Consider the following 19,246-nt stretch of genomic DNA (forward strand, 5'->3'; position numbering starts at 1 on the left):
TCCACCATCAGGAGAGCAGTCACACCGATGCCCCGCCTGGGTGCGGAAGTTTCAATGGATGCACAGGGAAATCACCCGCAACAGTGACCAGGAGAGCCACGATGACTGCAACGCAGCCGACGCCACTGCCCGTTTACGACCACCGGACGGGGACCGGACCCACCCTGGTGTTCCTGCACTACTGGGGTGGTTCCGCGCGCACGTGGGACCTCGTCGTCGACCGCCTCCCGGGCCGTGACGTACTCACGATCGACTTCCGAGGATGGAGCCGGTCCAGCCGTCTCCCCGGCCCCTACACTCTCGGTCAGCTCGCCGACGACACGCTCGCCGTACTCGCCGACGCGGGCATCACCGACCATGTCCTCGTCGGGCATTCGATGGGGGGCAAGGTCGCGCAACTGGTCGCGGCAACCCGGCCCGCCGGCCTGCGCGGCATCGTCCTCGTCGGCTCCGGCCCGGCGAAGCCCGCCGCACAGATCACTTCTGAGTACCGGGAAGCCCTTTCCCACGCCTATGACTCCGACGAGTCCGTAGCCGCGGCACGGGACCACATCCTCACCGCAACCGAGCTGCCCCCGTCGATCAAGGCACAGGTCGCGACCGATTCGCGAGCCGGCGTCGACGCCGGCCGCACCGAGTGGCCGCTCCGCGGTATCGCGGAGGACATCACCGAGCACACCCGCATGGTCGGCGTTCCCGCCCTCGTCGTCGCCGGAGAGAACGACCAGGTCGAGCCCGTCGACGTGCTTCGCGACAACCTTGTTCCCTACCTCTTCCAGGCCGAGTTCACGGTGATACCGGCCACCGGTCACCTGATCCCGCTGGAAGCTCCGGCCGCCCTCGTCGATGCCCTTACGGCCTTCGCACCAGCAGCCTGACCATCTGCGCGCCCTGACGACAGATCACCCCCTGATCACGAGCCGGACACCCTGCCCGTGCAACAGCCGGCGGCCGAGGGCCGAACATCCCGCGCGTCGGTACGCACCCGATGTCACACTGCACTCTCTGCGTGGTGCCTACTCGACCGCCTATCGCTGCTGTTCAGGCGTTACTGCATCCACTCGTACGCGTGATCGGAGACGAATTCGGCGAAAGCGCGCGGCGGACGGCCGGTCAGTTCGAGCACCGCGGTGCTGACCTGGTCTTCGCGCCCCTCCTTGATGCCGCGCTCGACGGCGGCAAGCGCGGCGGCGAACTCGGTCGGCATTCCGGAGGCGCGGTAGGCGGCAGCCTGTTCCTCCTCCGTAACACGCTCCACCCGAACCTGTCTGCCGGTCCGCGCGGTGATGATCTGCGCGGCCTGTGGGTAGCTCATCCCGTGCGGTCCGGTCATCAGGTAGTCGCTTCGAGCGTCCACCCCCGGGTCGGCCAACAGCGCGGCAGCACCGGCCGCGATGTCCCGCGCATCGACCCACCCCAGCTTGCCGTCACCGGCTGCGGTGCGGATCTCGCCGAGTCGATGGATCCCCTCGGCCAGGGGGTGCGGGCGCAGGAAGTTCTGCATGAACCCGGACGCGCGGAGTACGACACCTCCGGGCTGAGCCCGAACCTGAGCGGCCACCTCCAGAGCGCTGGGCGCATTCGGCAGCACAATGGCGGAGCCGAGCATCACGATTCGCCGGACACCGGCTCGCTGCGCTCGGCGCAGGAAGGGGTCGACCAGCGGCAGCGGGTCCACGCTCTCCACCGGCGGAAGCAGGAAGACCCGGTCCATCCCGTCGAGCGCGGGTCCGAATGTGGTCGGGTCACTCCAGTCGAAGCGGATCGCATCAGGATCGGCCGCGGTCGGGTTCCGGCTGGCTTCCCGAGCCGGCACACCGGCGTTGCGGAGCTCCCGCACCAGCGTCCTGCCCGTCCGGCCGGTGCCCCCGGTCACCAGCACCCCGGCCATCAGACGTCCTCCCTTTCCAGTGAGTCGATCAGCCCGGCGAGACCCCCGGCAGCGGCGGCCGCCGACAGCGGGCTCCAATAGTCCCGGAACAGAGCGATCAGCCCGTCGCGGACCGTGAGAACCACGATGTAGTCCAGGCGGTAAGGCCGGGAGGTGGCCACGGTGCGGCCGGTGGCCGTCCACTCCACGACGACGGTGTTCGTTCGATCCGTGGGTCGCACGGTCAGTGCGGTCACCTCCTTCATGTCCATCAGCTCCGGATAGTGGGCGAGGTAGGCACGTACCTCCTCACGTCCGCGGAGAACGCGGGGGGAACTCCCGGCCGCGAAGGGGAATTCCGCAATTCCGTCAGACGCCCACAGATCTGCCACGGCATTCATGTCTTTGACCAGCATCAGATCGATCATGCGGCGAAAAGTTTCCTCAGGGGTCCTGGACACCATTTCTCCTCGTAGTCAACAGACCGGCCATGCCACCCTGCACAGCAGATGCGTGGGCGCGGAACGGACAGCTGAGCCCCGGACCGACAGTGCGAGGATCAGCCGTCCCTGCTGTGACAGGATGAAAGAATGAGCAGTCAGGAACTCGCAGCCTTTCTCCGCCGGCGCCGCGAGGAACTGCGACCGGAAGATGTGCCGGTCGAAGCGACGTCTCCACCAGGCCGGCGCGCCCGTCGCACACCTGGACTGCGGCGCGAGGAGGTAGCCGCCCTGGCACAGGTGTCGGTGAGCTACTACGAACGGCTGGAACAGGCACGGGCACCCCGGCCCTCACCGCAGGTGCTGGTCGCGCTGGCGACGGCCCTCCGGCTCACCGAAGCGGAGCGTGACCATCTGGCCCGCCTGGCCGGACAAGTGCTGCCGGCAGAGAACGGCGGCGCGGCGGAGCGCGTACCCGAGGAGGCCCGGCAGCTACTCGGCAGACTTGACGGCATCCCTGCCTACATCGTCAACGACCGGCAGGACATCGTCGCCTGGAACGCAGCAGCCGCAGCTCTGATCACCGACTTCTCCCGTCTCACACCTGACGAGCGCAACGTCACGCGCATGTCGACGAGATTCCGTGCCACCCTCTGCACCGGCGCGCCCGGTTCGGAATCCGATTTCTCTCGGCAGGCAGCCGCTCAATTGCGCGCAGCCGGCGTTCGGCACCCCACGGACAACGTACTCGCAGAACTCGTCAACGAGTTCGCAGCCCACGATCCGGAATTTGCGAGCCACTGGCGTAATCACACGGTGCACCCCATGCCCAGTGTGCGAAAAATCCTGCGTCACCCCGTACTGGGCGAACTGGAGATAGACCGGCACACCCTCGGTCTGCCCGGCTCGGGCTTTTCCTTGGTGATGTACACAGCAGAAGCCGGCAGCCCCAGCGCCGCTGCGCTGAAAAGCCTTTGACCGCCACCGCTACGGAGGGCACCGCGTCGGCCGAGGTCGGGCCGCGCAGGTGGAGCCGTGGCCTCGGGACGGAGAGCTGCCCACTCCGGAGCTTCAGGCGCGTGTTTCGAGTGACGAGGTGGTGCGTGTCAGCGGGTGAGGTGTCTGGCCAGGTGGATGGCATGAGTCCGCTGTGGCGATCATGGTCGATCGGGCGGTGCCGGCGCCTCGGTTGTCGGGAAACGGGAATCAAGGGGGTGAGCGTGAACCCTGGGCCGGAGGACGGCCACGCCTTGTTGGGAAGGTGGTCCCCCTCTGCGGCGCGGGTCAGCGCTGCGATGTGGATTCGGCCGCGGACACACCCTCCGGTGCCGTGCCGTCGGTGACGCTCAGGTCCTGAGTTCCTACGACGGCCAGCAGTTCCAGCTGCTCGGCTCCCCGGCTTCCGGGCGGCGCGGTGAACCACAGCAGGCGTTGGCGTCCGTCCTCGCTGAGCAGGTTGTAACAGTCGAGTTCGATGATGCCGAGCGTGGGGTGGACGATCTTCTTGTGGTCCATGCGGCGCACCGCGACGTCGTGGGTGTCCCAGAGAGCTGCGAACTCCTGGCTACGGCGGCGTAGCACGGTGACCATCTTCGTGACCTCCGCGTCCCGGCCCCGCCGCGCGGCCGCTGCCTGAAGGTCGGCCACGAAGACCCGGGAGTGGTGCGGATGATCCTCGACCGGGTACCTCTCGCGCGCATGAGGGTCGGTGAACCAGCGGTACACGAAGCTGGCCGCCGGGCCGCGGTGCGCCGGGGACGTGCCGAGCAGGTTTCGGGCCAGGTCGTTTTCCACCAGGGTCTCGTGCAGGTCGGTGATGACGCGCGCGGGGGTGTTGGACAGCCGGTCCAGGAGTCCGAGAAGCGCGGGCTGCACGTGTGCCGAGGGTCCGTGTGCTGACGGCGGGACCGGCCGCTCGGCCAGGTGAAACAGGTGGTCGCGCTCGTCGCCGTTCAGGCGAAGGGCTCGGGCGAGGGCGGCCAGGGTCTGGGCCGAGGGCTGCACGCCGTTCTTTGCGCTGCCGCGCTCCAGCTCCGTGTAGTAGTCCGCCGACAGCCCTGCCAGCTGCGCGACTTCCTCGCGGCGCAGCCCGGGGACGCGCCGGCGCGGGCCTTGGGGGAGACCGACCTCGGCGGGTCGGACGCGGTCGCGGCGTGTCCTGAGGAAGGCGCCGAGTTCTGGAAGGTTCACCCCTCCATGGTCGCTCGCGCGCCGAGCCGTAGCCAGGGGGTGGCATCCCCTGGGTAGACGCAGCCCTGGCTAGGGGTGGGGGACCGGCCGATTGTGGAGGGCGCAGCGGGGCGACGGCGAGACCGCGACCCGACACGCATCCACCACAGGAGTCAGTAATGCCTACCCCCCCTTCCCTCGACGGGCTCGCCGCCCCGGCCCGGCCCTCCGTCTCACCCCGTGTCGCGATCGTCACCGGCGGCTCGCGCGGCATCGGCCGCCGGACCGTCGGCCGGCTGGCCGCCGACGGGTACGCCGTCGTGGTCGGCTATGCCGGCAACCAGGACGGCGCCGAAGCCGCCGTGAAGGAGGCCGCCGCCGTCGGCAGCGTCCGGGCGCTCGCGGTACGCGCCGACGTCGCCGACGAACACGCCGTCGCGGCTCTGTTCGACGCGGCCGAGGCAGAGTTCGGCGGCGTCGACGTCGTCGTGCACGCAGCCGGGCGGGCGCACACGGCGCCGATCGCCGAGCTGGACCTGGCCGTCCTGGACGACCTGCACCGCACCAACATCCGCGGCACGTTCGTCGTCGTCCAGCAGGCCGCACGTCGGGTGCGCCCCGGCGGGGCGATCGTGACGTTCTCCACGTCCGTGGTGGGGCTGGCCTTCCCGAACTACGGCGCGTACTCCGCCAGCAAGGGCGCGGTCGAGGCGCTGACGCCGATCCTGGCCCGGGAGCTGCGGGGCCGGGACGTCACCGCCAACGCCGTCGCGCCCGGCCCCACGGCCACCGACCTGTTCCTGGACGGAAAGGACGACGAGACCATCGCCCGTCTGGCCGCCCTGCCCCCGCTGGAACGCCTCGGTACCCCGTCCGACATCGCCGAGGTCGTCGCGTTCCTCGCCTCCCCGGCCGGCCACTGGATCAACGGACAGGTCGTCCGCGCCAACGGCGGAATCGTCTGAACCGCCCGCAGCCACCCCATCGATCGACGAAAGGCATCTCCCTATTGGCGGTCGAGTCGTCGCGGGGCTCCGGGCGGCCAAGCCTTTCCAGCCACCTCACGGCGCAGCCATGACAGCCATACCCAGGGCCCCCGCGTCCCGCTGATCTTACGAGTGACCAGTTCGAACCAACGACCAAGAAAGTAGGGCCTTGTCATGAGGAACGACGGCACCGGAAAGGCCATCCTGGTCACCGGGGCCTCCAGCGGCATCGGGGCGCTGTCCGTGCGTGCGCTGGCCCTCGCCGGGCACACCGTGTACGCGGGCATCCGCCAGATGGCGACCCGTAACGCGACCGCGGTGGCCGACCTGGCGCGCTACGGCACCGACCACCAGGTCGACGTACAGGCCGTCGAGCTGGACGTCACCTCCGAGGACTCCGCCGACGCCGCAGTCGACCGGATCCTCGCCGAGCGCGGCCGGCTGGATGTGGTCGTGCACAACGCCGGGCACATGGTCCTGGGCGCCGCCGAGGCGTTCACCGCTGAGCAACTCGCGGAGTTGTACGACGTGAACGTCCTGGGCACGCAACGCGTCAACCGCGCCGCCCTGCCGACGTTGCGTGAGCAGGGCTCGGGGCTACTGGTGTGGATAGGCAGCTCCAGCACCCGCGGCGGCTGCCCCCCGTTCCTGGCCCCGTACTTCGCCGCCAAGGCCGCGATGGACGCCCTGGCAGTCAGCTACGCCGCCGAGGTGCTCCCGTTCGGCATCGACAGCGCGATCGTGGTGCCCGGTGCGTTCACCACCGGCACCAGCCACTTCACCAACGCCGGCGCCCCCGCCGACGCCGACCGTGCGGAAACCTACGACCGGCGTCACCGCCCCCTGATGGGCGATCTGGGCAAGCGCCTGGCCGCGCTCGTCCCTTCGGACGCCGATGTGGCCGACGTCGCTGAGGCCGTCGTGCACCTGGTCGCGATGGCACATGGCACTCGGCCGCTGCGCACCCACATAGACCCCAGCCGAGACGGCAGCGAAGTCGTCTCCGCGGTCGCCGACCGCGTCCGCGCCGACTTCTTCCGCCGCCTCGGACTGGACAGCCTGCTCACCGCAGGCAGCTCCCTGTAACGCCCCACTGAGAGAAGGAACGACCAGCCATGCCTTTCGCGAACTTCAAGGTCCCCGAGAAGACCCTCACCCCGAAGCAGAAGGAGGAGATCGTCACCCGCACCACGGAGCTGTACGTCGAGATCTACGGCGAGCGCGCCCGCAACAACACCATGGTGCTGGTCGAAGAGGTCGCCGACGGCGGCTGGGGCATCTCCGGCAACGTGCTGACCCTCGCCATGCTCGGCGAGGCGACACCGACCGACACCATCGACGCCTGACCGCACCGGCCGCCATCCGGCCAGGACAGCACCTCGCAACCGCCGGCCGCCGGGTCGAGCGTCCGGCCGCACGGCCTCGCTCATCCGGGGGCCGGTGAGATCGGCGAAGCCCTTCATCGTGTCCCCGTACTCGATCGGTCGGCGATGTCCACCGGGGTGCGGGGACGTGGCACGGCAGCGGCCGGCAGGTCGAGCCGCTTGTCCAGGTCCAGGCCGGAAGGTGCCGTACGGGTTGACGTTCGGCCAGAACAGCGCGGTCGGCCCGCGCCGGTCCTCCTCGCTCGGATTCTTCGCCCAGGTCTGGCTCGGCGAGCACCTGCTGACCGTCACCCGGGCGATCGCAGAGGTGCGCACGCTCCTGGCGGAGCGGGTGTGCGCGGTTCCTGACCGTCCTGGCCTGCGCCTTCGGACGCTGACGGATGTGTGTGCCTACGCCCAGTCCGAAGGCGTCGAGCCGCGTGTGGGCGCACCGAGATCCAGGTTCATCCTGCGCACTGCGCGGGCCGGGCACCGGAGCGGCTGAGCGGCCTACTCGGCCCGTGCGGCCGACTACGGCGCTCAGCCTCCGCCGCTCCCGATACGGCCCAGCACGGCGCGGAACCGCTCCCGTCCCGCTGTCACGCCGGCCTCCCACAGACCTGCGGCGTCGCCGGTCGCAGAGCGGGACTGAAGCCGCTGCTCCTCGGCGCAGAAACCGGCACCCACCAGGTTCTGGTCCAGCATCCCCATCGCGGTGAGCGCCGCGTGGCCGCAGGCCGACGCGTCACCGGCATCCCCGGTGCCGTTGGCCAACAGGACGTGCCGCAGGACGAGGGCACCGAAGAAGGCCGTCCTGGGCGGCGCAACGTACCGACGGACGTGTCGGTAACATTCGATAAGATGCCGACACTCGCGTCGTCAAGTTCAGGCAAAAGGCGGGGTGTCCCGTCCGGCGTGCCCTCATCCCCTTCATCGCTCGGAGAGTTCCGTGTTCCTTGCCCTACGCGATCTGCGCTTCGCCCGCGGTCGCTTCGCCCTGATGGGCGCGGTGGTCGCGCTCATCGCCGTGCTCGGCGTCCTTCTGTCCGGACTCGCCTCCGGTCTGGCGGATGCCGGTATATCCGGACTGCGCGCGCTGCCCGTCACCCACATGGCCTTCGACGAGAAGGCGACCAGCGAGCAGTTCTCCCGTTCGACCGTGGAGCAGGAGGACTGGCAGGCGTGGGCCGAGGCGCCGGGGGTGAAGCGGGCGGAGCCGTTCGGGAACACCCTGGCCAATGCCCAGGTGACCCAGGGCGCCAAGAAGGGCGAGCAGGTCAACCTCGCCGTCTTCGGCATGGCACCGGACTCCCCCCTGGCCCCCGGCCCCGCCGAGGGTGCGGGCCTGGAGGAGGGAAGCACGGGCATCGTGATCACCCGGGAGATCGCCGACCTCGGTGTGGAGGTCGGGGACGTCCTGACGGCGGACAGGAGCGAGGTGCCACTGAAGGTGGTCGGCCTGGTCGACGAGACCGTCTCCTACGGCCACATCGGCGTCGCCTACACCGACCTCGACACCTGGCGTCACCTCCACTACGGCCTGCCGGGCGACCTGCCCGAGGCCGCGCGCCGGCAGGCCACGGCCGTCGCCCTGACCCTGGAACCGGGCGCCGACATCGCCGCCGTGGAGAAGGCGACCGCCACCCGCGCCGACACCAAGGAGACCACCTTCGGCGCGTCCCCCGGCTACACGGCCGAGTCGAGCACCATGGCCCTGATCAAGGGCTTCCTCTACGCCATCTCCGCCCTGGTCGTCGGCGCGTTCTTCACCGTCTGGACCGTGCAGCGCAAGGCCGAGATCGCCCTGCTGAAGGCGCTCGGCGCCCCCACCGGGTACATCCTGCGCGACGCGCTCGCCCAGGTCGTCGCCGTGCTCGTCGGCGCGACGGCCGCCGGCACCGCTGTGGGCCTGGCCCTGGGTAGCGCGATGATCGGCAAGGCCCCCTTCTCCCTCTCCGCCCCGGCCATCGCCACCTCCTCCGGCCTCCTCATCGTCCTCGGGACGGTGGGCGCCGTCGTCGCCGTCCGCCGCATCACCGCCGTCGACCCCCTGACCGCTCTGGGAGCCACCCGATGACCACACCCACCACCGACCACCAGGCCGCCGCGAACACCGCGGGCTCCGGCGGACTGCGCCTGGACGACGTCACCCTCACCCTGGGGGACGGCGATGCCGCCGTCACCGCCCTGGACCACGTCGGCCTGACCGTCACCCCCGGCGAGTTCGTCGCCGTCGTCGGCCCGTCGGGATCCGGCAAGTCCAGCCTCCTCGCCGTCGCCGGCGGCCTCCAGCGGCCCACCTCGGGCACCGTGCACCTCGCCGGCACCGAACTGACCGCCCTGTCGGACAAGGAACGCACCGCAGCGCGCCGCCGCCACATCGGCTTCGTCTTCCAGCAGTCGAACCTGCTGGCCTCCCTCACGGTCAGGGAACAGCTCCTGCTGCCCCTGCACATCGACGGCCGCCTCGACGCCGCCGCCCGGGCCCGCGCCGACGAACTCGTCGAGGCGGTCGGACTCACCCACCGCGCCGGCTCCCGCCCGCACCAGCTCTCCGGAGGCGAACGCCAGCGCGCGGGCCTGGCCCGGGCCCTGATGGCCTCCCCCGCCGTCCTGCTGGTGGACGAGCCCACCTCGGCACTGGACCGGGTGCGCTCGGCCGAGGCGGTACGGCTGATCGCCGAGCAGACCCACGAGCGCGGCACGGCCACGGTCATGGTCACCCACGACACGGCGATAATGGACGCAGCCGACCGGGTCCACGAGATGGTCGACGGCCGCCTGTCCTGACCGGCGGCCGCGGGCCGGAACCTCGCTCCCGGCCCCGTCCACCCTCCAGGAGCCCGCCCCGCATGCCGAAGATCAAGGCCTCCACCGTCGCCGAGCACCGCGCCCAGCAACGCGAGGCACTGATCGGGGCCGCAATCGACATCCTGGTCAACGAGGGTGCCACCGCCGTCACGCCGGCGGCGGTCGGCGCCCGCGCAGGCCTGGCCCGCTCCAGCGTCTACCAGTACTTCGACTCCTCGGCAGCCCTCCTTGCCACCATCACGGAAGAGGCCTTCCGCCGCTCCGACGAGGCACTCGCCCGCGCCCTGGCCACCGCGAACGGGCCGCTGGAACGCGTCGAGGCGTTCTTCAGGGAAAGCCTCCGCCTCGGCGCCGAAGGCGCACACCGGCCCGCCGCCGCCCTCGTGAACGCCGGCCTCCCTCCCTCCTGCCAACAGCGGCTGATGGAACTCCACCTGGAACAGGTCGAACCGTTCCGCGCCGCCGTCCGGGAGCTCGGCGCCCCCGAGCCCGCCCTCACGGCCGACCTGATCGCCGGAATGCTGCACACCGCCCTGGCCGCCGTCGACAACGGCGCCCCACTCGACACGGTCACGGAACGGGCTCTCGCCCTCGTACGCCGCTGCCTCACCCCGGCCGGCAGCACGGCTCATCCCTCGCGACCAGGGCACTGACGCCCTCGTCATCACTCCGAAGCACCTCGGCCGACCGCGACCCGGCACGCTCTGTGACGATTGAGGCGTTGTGTGCCGTGCACGGACCGTGCCGCTGGTACTCCAGCTGTGGGTCGCGATCTTGCGTCTCCTGACGACGAGGGCCGAGCACGTGCGCCCGTGGCGGCAGTGCCTCGGCCTGGCCGGACGCGGTCTCGTGTTATGGGTTCCGGCAGGCCCTGGACGTGAACTCGGCTATGGAGACCGTTATTTCTTGGTCGTCGCCGTTGTCCTGGACGCTGTCGTAGCGGACCCGTCCTGGGGTGAGCCGGTCCCGGTCGGCCAGGGTGAAGGAGACCTCTCGCGATGACCACGAGTGGTCTTCGGTCCAGCCGTAGAACACGTACGTGGCCTGGGCGCTGAGGTGAGCCGGAGAGGAGGTCGCCGTCCAACCGGCGGCTGGGGAATCGAGGGTCCACGTGGTGAGACCGGGCCCGAGGGAACGGTCGGCGGTCCATGAAGCGACCGTCGCCGTCTTGTTCACATCGCCGCCGTCCACGTACAGGGTCGCGCCGTCGATCCGATGTCCGCAGACCGCCATGACACCGAGCAGATGGCCGTCGCCCGTCACGGAGATACCGGCGACGGCATCGACGGGAACCGTGCATCCCGAGGTCGCGGCCAAGGCGGCGCCGGCCACGACGGTACCTGCGAAGCGCCGAAACACCGGCCGTGAAGCGATCGAGCACATGGTCAACCCCCTGTCGGCGCGTGTACGCCCTCTGCCCCCGCATGGCAGGGGGCGAGCGGCGCATACGGCCACCGTTGATCATCGGTGTGTGAGGACGGAAGATCAAGCAGCGGCTGCGGATCGCAGCATGGATACCGGCCCGCCAGGACGTGTTCGAGGCTCCGATGGGCCGCGTCACCGGACGGTTCACAGGCGATTCCCGGCCCCGGTTCCTGCCGGACGCCGACAGCAGGGATGACCTTCGGTGAGGGCCGCCGGCTGCGCAGGAGGCGGCCGACGTCCTGGCGTCGAGCAGGCGCCGCCTCCCTCCTGCCTCGCGCAAGCGCACCTCCTACGTCTCCGCTGCGCGCTCCACCGTCACCTGCGGCGTCGCCGAGGCGAGGGAGGCGGGCCGTGCCGGCATGCCCGCGGGACCGACGCTTCGTGCGGTCCGCCGATCCGGCCGCAGGTCCTGGAGGCCCCCACCGCTTGATACCGCCGCCGCGCCACCGGTATCAACCACCGCAGGAAAGTTGCGTTCCACGAACTTTTGCGTGGCACGCACTTTCTGTTAGCGTGCAGGGCATGAGTGGACTTCGGGAACGGAAGAAGGAAGCCACGCGCACAGCGCTGAGCTGGGCCGCGATCCGGCTCACCATCGAGCACGGGTGGAATGCGGTCAGGGTCGAAGACATCGCCGCAGCGGTCGGCGTGTCTCCGCGCACGTACAACAACTACTTCTCCAGCAAGGCCGAGGCGATCGCGTTCCGCTACCTCGAGCGCTCCTTGCGGCTCGCGGCCGAGCTGCGCCACGGACCGCACGGTGAGCCCTTGTGGGAGGCCGTCACTCGTGCGGCGCTCCGGCAGCTGGAACCTGGTCCCGAGGTGGGGCACATGCCGCCTCGGGCGCCCGACGAGTGGGCGGCCGGCCTGCGGGTGATGTTGGCCGAACCCGCACTGGAGGCCGAGATGCTGCGCGCGAGCAAGATCGCGGAGAAGGAACTCGCCGCGGCGATCGCCGACCGTACGGGCACGGATCCCGGGTCCGATCTCTACCCTCGCCTGGTGGCCGCGAGCGTGATGGCCGCCAACAACGTCGCCCTCGAGCTGTTCGTGCAAGGCGGCACGGGCGAGCCGATCGAGGTTCTGCTGCCCCGGGCCCTGCGCATGGTGGCCACCGGACTGCCCACTGCGTAGGTCCCTCCTTTCCGCCGTGAACAGGGGCTGCCACCTGCAGCCCCTACCCCTCCATTCCCTAGAAGGGTGATTTGTCATGCTTGATGTAGTAATCGTCGGTGGCGGTCCGAACGGGTTGATGCTCGCCTGCGAGCTGGCGCTGGCGGGGGTGCGTCCGGTCGTACTGGAGCGTCTCACCGGCCCGAAGACCGAGCCCCGGGCGAACGGTCTGGTCGGTCAGGTGGTGCGCATGCTCGACCGACGCGGTCTGCACGCACGCATCAGCGGAAGCAGCGAGCCGCCCCGACCCGCGCCCCGCTACATGTTCGGCGCGTTCACGCTGGACCTCACAGGTCTCGACGACAATCCCGTGAGCCTTCTCCCGGCGCCGCAGGAGCAGATCGAGAAGGTCCTCGCCGAACGCGCCGTGGAACTCGGCGTCGACCTCCGCAGGGGGCAGGAGGTGGCCGGTCTGCACCAGGACGACGACGCCGTCCGGGTCACCCTTGCCGACGGTGAGACTCTGACCGCCCGTTACCTGGTAGGGGCCGACGGGGGACACAGCACGGTGCGGCGCCTGTCCGGCATCGGCTTCCCGGGCGTGACCACGGACGACTTCGTCACCCGCACCGCGAACGTGTCCGTGGCGGACGAACACCTGAGCCCGGACGGCAGCCTGCGCGTTCCCGGCTACGGGAGCCTGCCACCCCTGCTGTATGTGCGCACGGAACACGGCACGATCACGTGGGGCCGGCTGCCCGGCCGGGTGCCGATCCTCAACACCACCGAAACCTGCGGGCCGGACGAGCACACCGCCCCGATGACCTTCGAAGAGATGAGGGCGAGCGCCGAACGTGTGCTGGGCGTGCCCGTCCCGCTGGGTCCGCCGCAAGGGGAGGGACCGCACCTGCTTCGACGGCTTGTCGGGGGAAACACCCGACTGGCGGAGCGCTACCGGGACGGACGGGTCCTGCTGCTGGGCGACGCGGCCCACGTGCACGCGGCGATCGGCGGCCCGGGGCTCAACCTCGGTCTGCAGGACGCGGTCAACCTCGGGTGGAAGCTGGCCGCCACAGTGCGGGGGTGGGCCCCCGGAGGTCTGCTCGACACCTACGACGGGGAACGCCGGCCTGTCGCAGAACGCGTCGTCGCCTCGACCCTTTCCCAGTCGGCACTGATGCGCCCCGGACCGGAAGTCAGTGCCCTGCGGACCGTCTTCGGAGACCTGCTCGCCTCACCGGGCGGCACTGAACGCATCGCCCACCTGCTCGCGGGAACCACCGAGGGCTTCGCCCCCGACCTCGTGGTCCACACCGGCGAAGGCACCCGCCGGCTGGCCGACCTGACCACCACCGCCCGGCCCCTGCTGCTGGACCTGGGCGGCGACTTCGCCGGGGCAGCGAAGCCCTGGCGCGACCGGGTCGATGTCATACGGGGCACGGCGGAGGGCACGAGCGCGACCGGCTTGCTGCTGCGCCCCGACTGCCACGTGGCGTGGACCGGATACGAGCCGAGCGCCGTCAGCGGTCTGCGGGCCGCGCTGCACCGGTGGTTCGGCGGACCGCTGAGCGACGACCGTGTACCGGAGCTGGTCAGCAGCTGAACTGATGTGTACGCCGGTACGCCGACGACGAGGGCGACCTGGTCCGGATCTCCTCGGCCCGGCGAGATCACCACCGCCCGCCCATCCGGTGATCTGCGGGAATCAGGATGAGCGTCTCTCGCTCCTCGTCGGCTGCGTCCGTGCCGCGCAGGGGCCGCAAGCCGCGAATCCGGCAGCGGTCGGTGCATCCCGCATTGCCGAGGGTTACCAGCGGGCTGCGGACAGCGGTCGGACATCGTGTCGCGTACCCATGGCCGGCTCCCCTGGACGAGCACGTACCGCCATCCGTCGTCGCCGTCGGGGCGGGCCGGCCGTCCGGGGGCGGCCGGCCTCGGTGGAAGAGCGCCGAGGCCGGAACGGTTACCGCTGCCGGACGGCGTAGGTCAGGTGCGTCACCCGCGGGGAGGGCTCCGCGCTGATCGGCTCCAGGGCCACGCGGCCCGCGTCCACGCCCTCGAACAGGCGGATTCCGGAGCCGAGGAGCACGGGGGACAGCGCGATCGAGAACTCGTCGACCAGGCCCGCGTTCACGTACTCCAGGATCGTCGCGCCACCGCCCGCGATGCGGACGTCACGATCGCCGGCGGCCTCGCGGGCCTGGTCGAGCGCGGTCTCGATGCCGTCGTTGACGAAGTGGAAGGTGGTTCCGCCGGGCCTTTCCCAGGGGTCACGCTTCTCGTGCGTCACCACGAACACCGGCGTGTGGAACGGCGCCTCCTCCGGCCACATCTTCTCGCCGGCGTCGAACATGCGCTTACCCATCACGCTCGCGCCGGTGCGCTCGAACGTCTCCCGCACGATGTCGTTGTCGCGCCCTTCCTCCCCGCCGCCGCCGAGCTGCAGGTTCTCCCGGAAGAACCGCAGCGGGAAGATCCACCGCTGGAGCTCCATCCACTGCCGCCCCATCAGCTCTCCGAGGGAACCGGGCGCGATGAAGCCGTCCAGCGACATGGACACACTGAAGAACACCTTCCCCGCCATCAGCCCTCCGCCCCCTTCCGGACGCTCTCGGTGGCGTAGGCAACCAGGTTGCTCCGGGTCTGCCGGCCGCCCTCGACGGCGTGACGCCTCTCGACCGCCTCGTCGCGCGGAACGAGGGGGGAGATGTCGGCAGCCTGGACAGGAGAGGCGGCCGGCGGGGACACAAGGGTGAGGGCGGCGGCAGGGCCGCGCGCGGCATCGGTGATCACGACGCACTTGTACCGGCGCCGCACGTCGTCGGGCCGGTGGGCGTGCCGTGAGGTCACCCTGGAGGCTGGTAAGTCCTACTACCAGCCCCAGCCGCGTCTCCTCAAGCGCCGGAGGGGAGATCTCGATGCTCGTCCCGCACCTGCTCCGGTCCGCTTCGGTGCACGTCGGCGCCCTGCTCCTTCAGGACATTTCGAGCGAGGAGGAGGGTCGGAGGCGGCTCACCGGCGCCGACCGGCGGGCCGCGCCCCGGCGTTACCTCCGACGTGCCGGCCCCGGAAGAGCCCGGCCGCGCACAGGCAGGCAGAGTGTGACGCCGAAGACCGGCCGCAGGACCGTCGGCCGCCAGTTCTGCGGCCGGTGCCCGTACCTGCGGCCACTGCTCCAGGTCGGAGGTGTACGTCCTCGGCGGGGCCGCTCCGCTGTCCGACGGGGCCAGGCCGCGCAGGCGTTCAGCAGCGTCCCGGGTGCGCGACGCGTTCCGGCCGAGAAGGACGACGCTGTGCCCGGCCTCGACCAGGCGGCGGGAGGGGACCGCGCCTGCCTGGGGGTGCCACCGTGAATGACTCGCCGCCCCATAGCGGCACCCGGGACTTTCACAACCGGCCCCAGACCACCACCCCCGGCCCCGTCGCACGGGTACCCCTCAGCCGTCGGATTGCTGGACCAGGCACCGCACGTGCGGCTGCCGGAGGGGCACGCCGCGCCGGTTGCCCCGCCCCATCTGGTCGCGGACGGCGAAGGTGGCGTCCACCGGCTTCCGCAGGGCCGCACGCATGGCGGCCCGGTAGACGAACAGGTGCCGCACCCCGCGCAGCATCGCCTCCGACCCGCCGTGCTCGCCGGTCGCCGCGACCCGTTCGATCCCCCCGTCCGCGCCCAGGCCGAACAGGACCCGCAGCAGCCGGCACGCGATCCGCCCCCTCCACCGCCGTCAAGCCCTGCCGTCGACCACCACCGGATCTGATGGGATTCGAGCCGTCGCGGAAAACCCCCGGATCGCATGGCCCGTTGAGCACGCTGACCACCTGTCGGCAGACGATCGCCTGCCCCGGCGGGCTCACCTGCGGGAGCCCCTCGAGCGATTACTTGGCCAGCCACACAATCGGTGCTACTTTTAAGTGGCTGGCCACGGAAGTTGGTCGGTACGGCATCCCGCCTCGAGGAGAGCAGTCATGAAGGCCATCGTTTTCGACTCGTTCGGCAGCACCGAGGTTCTGCACCAGGCGGAGATCGACACCCCGCAGCCCGGCCCCGGCCAGGTCCGTGTGCGCATACAGGCTGTCGGCGTCAACCCTGTGGACGGCAAGATCCGCTCCGGCAGCATGGAGGCCGTCTTCCCCACCACCTTCCCCGCCGTGCCCGGCGGCGAGATCGCCGGAGTGGTCGACGCCGTCGGTGAGGGCGTCGACCACCTCGAGGCCGGCGACGAGGTGCTCGGGTGGTCCGACACCGGCTCCTACGCCCAGTACGCCCTGGCGTCCGCTGCCGTCCTCGCGCCCAAGCCCGCCGGTCTGGGCTGGACGCACGCCGCCGCCCTGCCCGTGGCGACCGACGGCGCCGAGCGTGTCCTGGACCTGCTCGCTGTCACGTCCGGCGAGACGCTGCTGATCCACGGCGCATCCGGGGCCCTGGGCACCATCGCCGTCCAGCTGGCCGTCGCACGCGGCGCCCGCGTCATCGGCACCGCGGGCCCGGCCAACCAGGAGTACGTCACCTCCCTCGGCGCCACCGCCCTGGTCTACGGCGACCACCTCGTCGAGCGGGTCCGGGCGCTCGCCCCCGAAGGGGTGGACGCCGTCCTCGACGCCGCGGGCAAGGGCGCACTGGAGGACTCCATCAGTCTGCGCGGCGGCACGGACCGGATCGTCACCACCGCCGACTTCCGCGCCGCCGAGCTCGGCGTCGTCTTCGCCGAGGGTCCCCAGCGCCGCTCCGCCGCCCGCCTCGCCGAACTGGCCCAGCAGGCCGCCGACGGCGCCCTCGTCACCACGATCAGCGCCGCCTACCCCCTCGCAGAAGCAGCCGAGGCCCAGCAGGCCAGCGACGCCGGCCACAACCGCGGCAAGATCGTCCTCACCGTCAACTAGTCCACCGGCCCGCCCACTTGCTGGGTGACGAGGGAGAAACCATGTCAGACCCCACCCCGTCGGAGCTTCCGAGCACGGCGGAAGCGGGACCGTTGAGCTACGCCATCTTCCAGCTCGCCCGCGCCCACCGCGCCCATGCCGCCGGCATGCTGCGCGCGATGAACCTGCACCCGGGCCAGGAGCTGCTGCTGATGCAGCTCTTCGACCACGACGGCCGGACCCAGGCGGAACTGCTGGAGCGGGCCGGTCTCGACCACTCCACCGTGTCCAAGTCCCTGCGCCGCATGCAGGAGGCCGGGCTGCTCACCCGGGAGCCCGCCTCCCACGACCGGCGGGTCATGGTGGTCCACCTCACCGACGCCGGGCGTGCCCTCCAGGAGCCCATCGCCGACATGTGGCGGACCCTGGAACAGGTTTCCGTACGCGATCTGACTCCTGACCAGATCCACACCTTCACCACATGCGCGGGCGTCATCGAGAAGTCGGTCAGGGACCACAGCCGACAGCCGCCTGGCCCATAGGCGGGCAGGGAGAGCCGGCTGACGTGCCGGCACCACCGTGCCCCTGTGGTGGAGCGAGGGCAGCCCTCGCTCCACAGAGGCCCAGGAACCCTGAGGCCACGCTTCGGCTCCGCCCGTGATCGGCGTATCAGCGCGGCGGGAACGCATGAACACGCCCATGGGGGCCTCTGCGGTCGGAGACGACCCGCACGCCGGCGGCGCAGCGGATGCCCCCTTTCCCCTCCACCCTTTGTGACAGCAGGGAGATTCTCATGACGAACGTATTCGCCCCGGTCGATGTGGCCGGCCGGTCGCTGGCCAACCGCATCGTGATGGCGCCGATGACCCGCAGCCGGGCCTACGGGCCGGGCGCCACCGCGACCGAGCTGATGGCGACCTACTACAGCCAGCGCGCGAGCGCCGGCCTCATCGTCACCGAAGGCGTACAGCCCTCGCCGGTCGGCCAGGGCTACCCCGACACACCGGGCCTGCACTCGCCGGAACAGGTCAGCGCCTGGCGCACGGTCACCGACGCGGTCCACGCCGAGGGCGGGGTGATCTTCGCGCAGCTGATGCACACCGGCCGCATCGGCCACCCCAGTCTCCTCCCCGCCGGTCTGCACCCCGTCGCGCCCTCACCCGTCGCCGCGAAGGGCCAGCTCTTCACCCACCAGGGGCCGGTGGACTTCGTCACGCCGCGGGAACTGGACGCCGACGGCATCGCCCGCACCGTCGCCGACTTCGCCGACGCAGCCCGCAACGCGATCTCCGCGGGCTTCGACGGGGTCGAGATCCACGGCGCGAACGGCTACCTGATCCACCAGTTCCTCGCCCCCCACACGAACCGGCGCACGGACGGCTGGGGCGGTGACGCGAGGGGCCGGGTCCGCTTCGCTCTGGAGGTGGCCGCAGCCGTCACGGAAGCGATCGGCGGCGCCCGCACCGGTTTCCGCATCTCGCCCGGTAACCCCTACAACGACATCGCCGAACACGACGCGGCGGACGTGGAGGACACCTACACCACGCTGGTCACCCAGCTCGGCAAGCTGGATCTGGCCTACCTGCACATGATCGAAGGAGCCGACCGAGAGCTGACCGCACGCATGCGCAAGCTCTGGCCCTCGACGTTCATCCTCAACCCGTTCACCCACCCGCAGTCCACCGGCCCGGACGCACTCGGCCTCGTCCAGGACGGCACCGCGGACCTGATCGCCTTCGGTGCCCTGTTCCTCGCCAACCCGGACCTGCCCGCCCGCCTGGCCGCCGAGGGCCCGTACAACACACCGGACCCCGCCACCTTCTACGGCGGTGACCACCGCGGCTACACGGACTACCCGCACCTGTAGGACGCGCCCTCACCGCGGGACGGCCTCCCACCCGCAGCGGGCTCGGGGTGCGGTGCGCGTCGGCTCCACCCCCGGGTCGCACGGGCTCCTCGGACGCCTCGGCCGGCTCGGCCGCCTGTCGTCGGGCGATCGTCCGACAGCCGGTGCGGGCGGTTCGCCCGGGAGCCGTCGTGGCGCTGAGGGCTGTCCCGCACTTCCCGGTGGATCGGCGTGCGGCATCGGATGCGGGGCATCGCACGGCGGAGGGACGTCCGCATGCCGGATGTATGGGGACGTTCCGACAAGGCGGCGAGGTGCCGTAGCTGTCGTCGCGCGCCCGCCGGGAAGTGCGGGACAGCCCT

General features: G+C 70.9%; 22 protein-coding genes. 14 read left to right on the forward strand and 8 right to left on the reverse strand.

Translation table 11 applies throughout. The annotated features are described in order from the left end of the window. The first annotated feature begins 101 nt into the window (after positions 1 to 101). Positions 102 to 878 (forward strand): alpha/beta fold hydrolase, encoded by a 777-nt coding sequence (locus BA175_RS23955; RefSeq protein WP_069173548.1) that lies wholly within the window; start codon positions 102 to 104, stop codon positions 876 to 878. A gap of 170 nt (positions 879 to 1,048) precedes the next feature. On the opposite strand, the gene BA175_RS23960 is transcribed toward BA175_RS23955, so the two are convergent. Both BA175_RS23960 and BA175_RS23965 read right to left on the reverse strand, forming a co-directional pair. Beyond that, on the reverse strand, positions 1,049 to 1,891 hold the full coding sequence (locus BA175_RS23960; RefSeq protein WP_069173549.1) for an NAD(P)H-binding protein: 843 nt from the start codon (positions 1,889 to 1,891) through the stop codon (positions 1,049 to 1,051). Then, a complete protein-coding gene (locus BA175_RS23965; RefSeq protein WP_069173550.1) occupies positions 1,891 to 2,334 on the reverse strand; it encodes a nuclear transport factor 2 family protein in 444 nt (147 codons plus the stop codon). The genes BA175_RS23960 and BA175_RS23965 overlap by 1 nt, the downstream gene beginning before the upstream one ends. A gap of 126 nt (positions 2,335 to 2,460) precedes the next feature. Here BA175_RS23965 and BA175_RS23970 point away from each other — a divergent pair, with 126 nt between their 5' ends. Beyond that, complete coding sequence (locus BA175_RS23970) at positions 2,461 to 3,288, forward strand: helix-turn-helix transcriptional regulator (RefSeq protein ID WP_069173551.1); 828 nt, start codon at positions 2,461 to 2,463, stop codon at positions 3,286 to 3,288. Positions 3,289 to 3,594: 306 nt separating this feature from the next. Here BA175_RS23970 and BA175_RS23975 read toward each other — a convergent pair whose 3' ends face one another. Then, entirely contained in the window at positions 3,595 to 4,500 is a 906-nt protein-coding gene (locus BA175_RS23975; protein ID WP_069173552.1) for a helix-turn-helix transcriptional regulator, read from the reverse strand. Positions 4,501 to 4,658: 158 nt separating this feature from the next. On the opposite strand from BA175_RS23975, the gene BA175_RS23980 reads away from it, so the two are divergent. The 4 genes from BA175_RS23980 (at position 4,659) to BA175_RS32320 (ending at position 7,334) form a co-directional block, all read left to right on the forward strand. Further along, a complete protein-coding gene (locus BA175_RS23980) occupies positions 4,659 to 5,444 on the forward strand; it encodes an SDR family oxidoreductase (protein ID WP_069173553.1) in 786 nt (261 codons plus the stop codon). 195 nt (positions 5,445 to 5,639) lie between these two features. Then, positions 5,640 to 6,551, forward strand: a complete 912-nt coding sequence (locus BA175_RS23985) for an SDR family NAD(P)-dependent oxidoreductase (RefSeq protein WP_069173554.1) — start codon at positions 5,640 to 5,642, stop codon at positions 6,549 to 6,551. 29 nt (positions 6,552 to 6,580) lie between these two features. After that, complete coding sequence (locus tag BA175_RS23990) at positions 6,581 to 6,811, forward strand: tautomerase family protein (protein WP_069173555.1); 231 nt, start codon at positions 6,581 to 6,583, stop codon at positions 6,809 to 6,811. Positions 6,812 to 7,043: 232 nt separating this feature from the next. Further along, positions 7,044 to 7,334 (forward strand): hypothetical protein, encoded by a 291-nt coding sequence (locus tag BA175_RS32320; protein ID WP_069173556.1) that lies wholly within the window; start codon positions 7,044 to 7,046, stop codon positions 7,332 to 7,334. A gap of 35 nt (positions 7,335 to 7,369) precedes the next feature. Here the strand turns inward: BA175_RS32320 and BA175_RS24000 are convergent, their stop codons facing one another. Next, a complete protein-coding gene (locus BA175_RS24000; protein ID WP_175420907.1) occupies positions 7,370 to 7,603 on the reverse strand; it encodes a hypothetical protein in 234 nt (77 codons plus the stop codon). A gap of 175 nt (positions 7,604 to 7,778) precedes the next feature. Here BA175_RS24000 and BA175_RS24005 point away from each other — a divergent pair, with 175 nt between their 5' ends. The 3 genes from BA175_RS24005 to BA175_RS24015 all read left to right on the forward strand — a co-directional run bounded on the left by BA175_RS24005 (position 7,779) and on the right by BA175_RS24015 (position 10,293). Then, positions 7,779 to 8,906 (forward strand): ABC transporter permease, encoded by a 1,128-nt coding sequence (locus tag BA175_RS24005; protein WP_069173557.1) that lies wholly within the window; start codon positions 7,779 to 7,781, stop codon positions 8,904 to 8,906. Beyond that, positions 8,903 to 9,619, forward strand: a complete 717-nt coding sequence (locus BA175_RS24010) for an ABC transporter ATP-binding protein (protein WP_069173558.1) — start codon at positions 8,903 to 8,905, stop codon at positions 9,617 to 9,619. Before BA175_RS24005 ends, BA175_RS24010 begins: the two co-directional genes overlap by 4 nt. A 62-nt stretch (positions 9,620 to 9,681) precedes the next feature. Beyond that, positions 9,682 to 10,293, forward strand: coding sequence for a TetR/AcrR family transcriptional regulator (locus tag BA175_RS24015; protein WP_069173559.1), 612 nt, complete (start codon positions 9,682 to 9,684; stop codon positions 10,291 to 10,293). A 199-nt stretch (positions 10,294 to 10,492) separates the two neighbouring features. Here BA175_RS24015 and BA175_RS24020 read toward each other — a convergent pair whose 3' ends face one another. Further along, positions 10,493 to 10,972 (reverse strand): hypothetical protein, encoded by a 480-nt coding sequence (locus BA175_RS24020; RefSeq protein WP_254667958.1) that lies wholly within the window; start codon positions 10,970 to 10,972, stop codon positions 10,493 to 10,495. A 615-nt stretch (positions 10,973 to 11,587) separates the two neighbouring features. On the opposite strand from BA175_RS24020, the gene BA175_RS24025 reads away from it, so the two are divergent. Beyond that, positions 11,588 to 12,199 carry an acyl-CoA-like ligand-binding transcription factor gene (locus BA175_RS24025; protein WP_175420908.1) on the forward strand — a complete coding sequence of 204 codons (612 nt, stop codon included), beginning with the start codon at positions 11,588 to 11,590 and terminating at the stop codon, positions 12,197 to 12,199. Positions 12,200 to 12,275: 76 nt separating this feature from the next. Further along, a complete protein-coding gene (locus BA175_RS24030; protein WP_069173560.1) occupies positions 12,276 to 13,781 on the forward strand; it encodes an FAD-dependent monooxygenase in 1,506 nt (501 codons plus the stop codon). A 360-nt stretch (positions 13,782 to 14,141) separates the two neighbouring features. On the opposite strand, the gene BA175_RS24035 is transcribed toward BA175_RS24030, so the two are convergent. The 3 genes from BA175_RS24035 to BA175_RS31285 form a co-directional block, all read right to left on the reverse strand. Continuing rightward, positions 14,142 to 14,762 (reverse strand): dihydrofolate reductase family protein, encoded by a 621-nt coding sequence (locus tag BA175_RS24035; protein WP_069173561.1) that lies wholly within the window; start codon positions 14,760 to 14,762, stop codon positions 14,142 to 14,144. Further along, positions 14,762 to 15,028, reverse strand: a complete 267-nt coding sequence (locus BA175_RS31450) for a hypothetical protein (RefSeq protein ID WP_069173562.1) — start codon at positions 15,026 to 15,028, stop codon at positions 14,762 to 14,764. The genes BA175_RS24035 and BA175_RS31450 overlap by 1 nt, the downstream gene beginning before the upstream one ends. Positions 15,029 to 15,615: 587 nt before the next feature. Then, positions 15,616 to 15,777 carry a hypothetical protein gene (locus BA175_RS31285; RefSeq protein ID WP_175420909.1) on the reverse strand — a complete coding sequence of 54 codons (162 nt, stop codon included), beginning with the start codon at positions 15,775 to 15,777 and terminating at the stop codon, positions 15,616 to 15,618. Positions 15,778 to 16,144: 367 nt separating this feature from the next. Here BA175_RS31285 and BA175_RS24050 point away from each other — a divergent pair, with 367 nt between their 5' ends. From BA175_RS24050 to BA175_RS24060, 3 genes are all read left to right on the forward strand, one after another. After that, a complete protein-coding gene (locus tag BA175_RS24050; RefSeq protein WP_069173564.1) occupies positions 16,145 to 17,059 on the forward strand; it encodes an NADP-dependent oxidoreductase in 915 nt (304 codons plus the stop codon). Between the two features lie 41 nt (positions 17,060 to 17,100). Further along, entirely contained in the window at positions 17,101 to 17,580 is a 480-nt protein-coding gene (locus tag BA175_RS24055; RefSeq protein ID WP_069173565.1) for a MarR family winged helix-turn-helix transcriptional regulator, read from the forward strand. Positions 17,581 to 17,831: 251 nt separating this feature from the next. Further along, positions 17,832 to 18,905 (forward strand): alkene reductase, encoded by a 1,074-nt coding sequence (locus BA175_RS24060; RefSeq protein ID WP_069173566.1) that lies wholly within the window; start codon positions 17,832 to 17,834, stop codon positions 18,903 to 18,905. Positions 18,906 to 19,246: the final 341 nt, after the last annotated feature.

The sequence above is a fragment of the Streptomyces griseus genome (genome assembly GCF_001715295.1).
GTDB classification, from domain to species: domain Bacteria; phylum Actinomycetota; class Actinomycetes; order Streptomycetales; family Streptomycetaceae; genus Streptomyces; species Streptomyces griseus_G.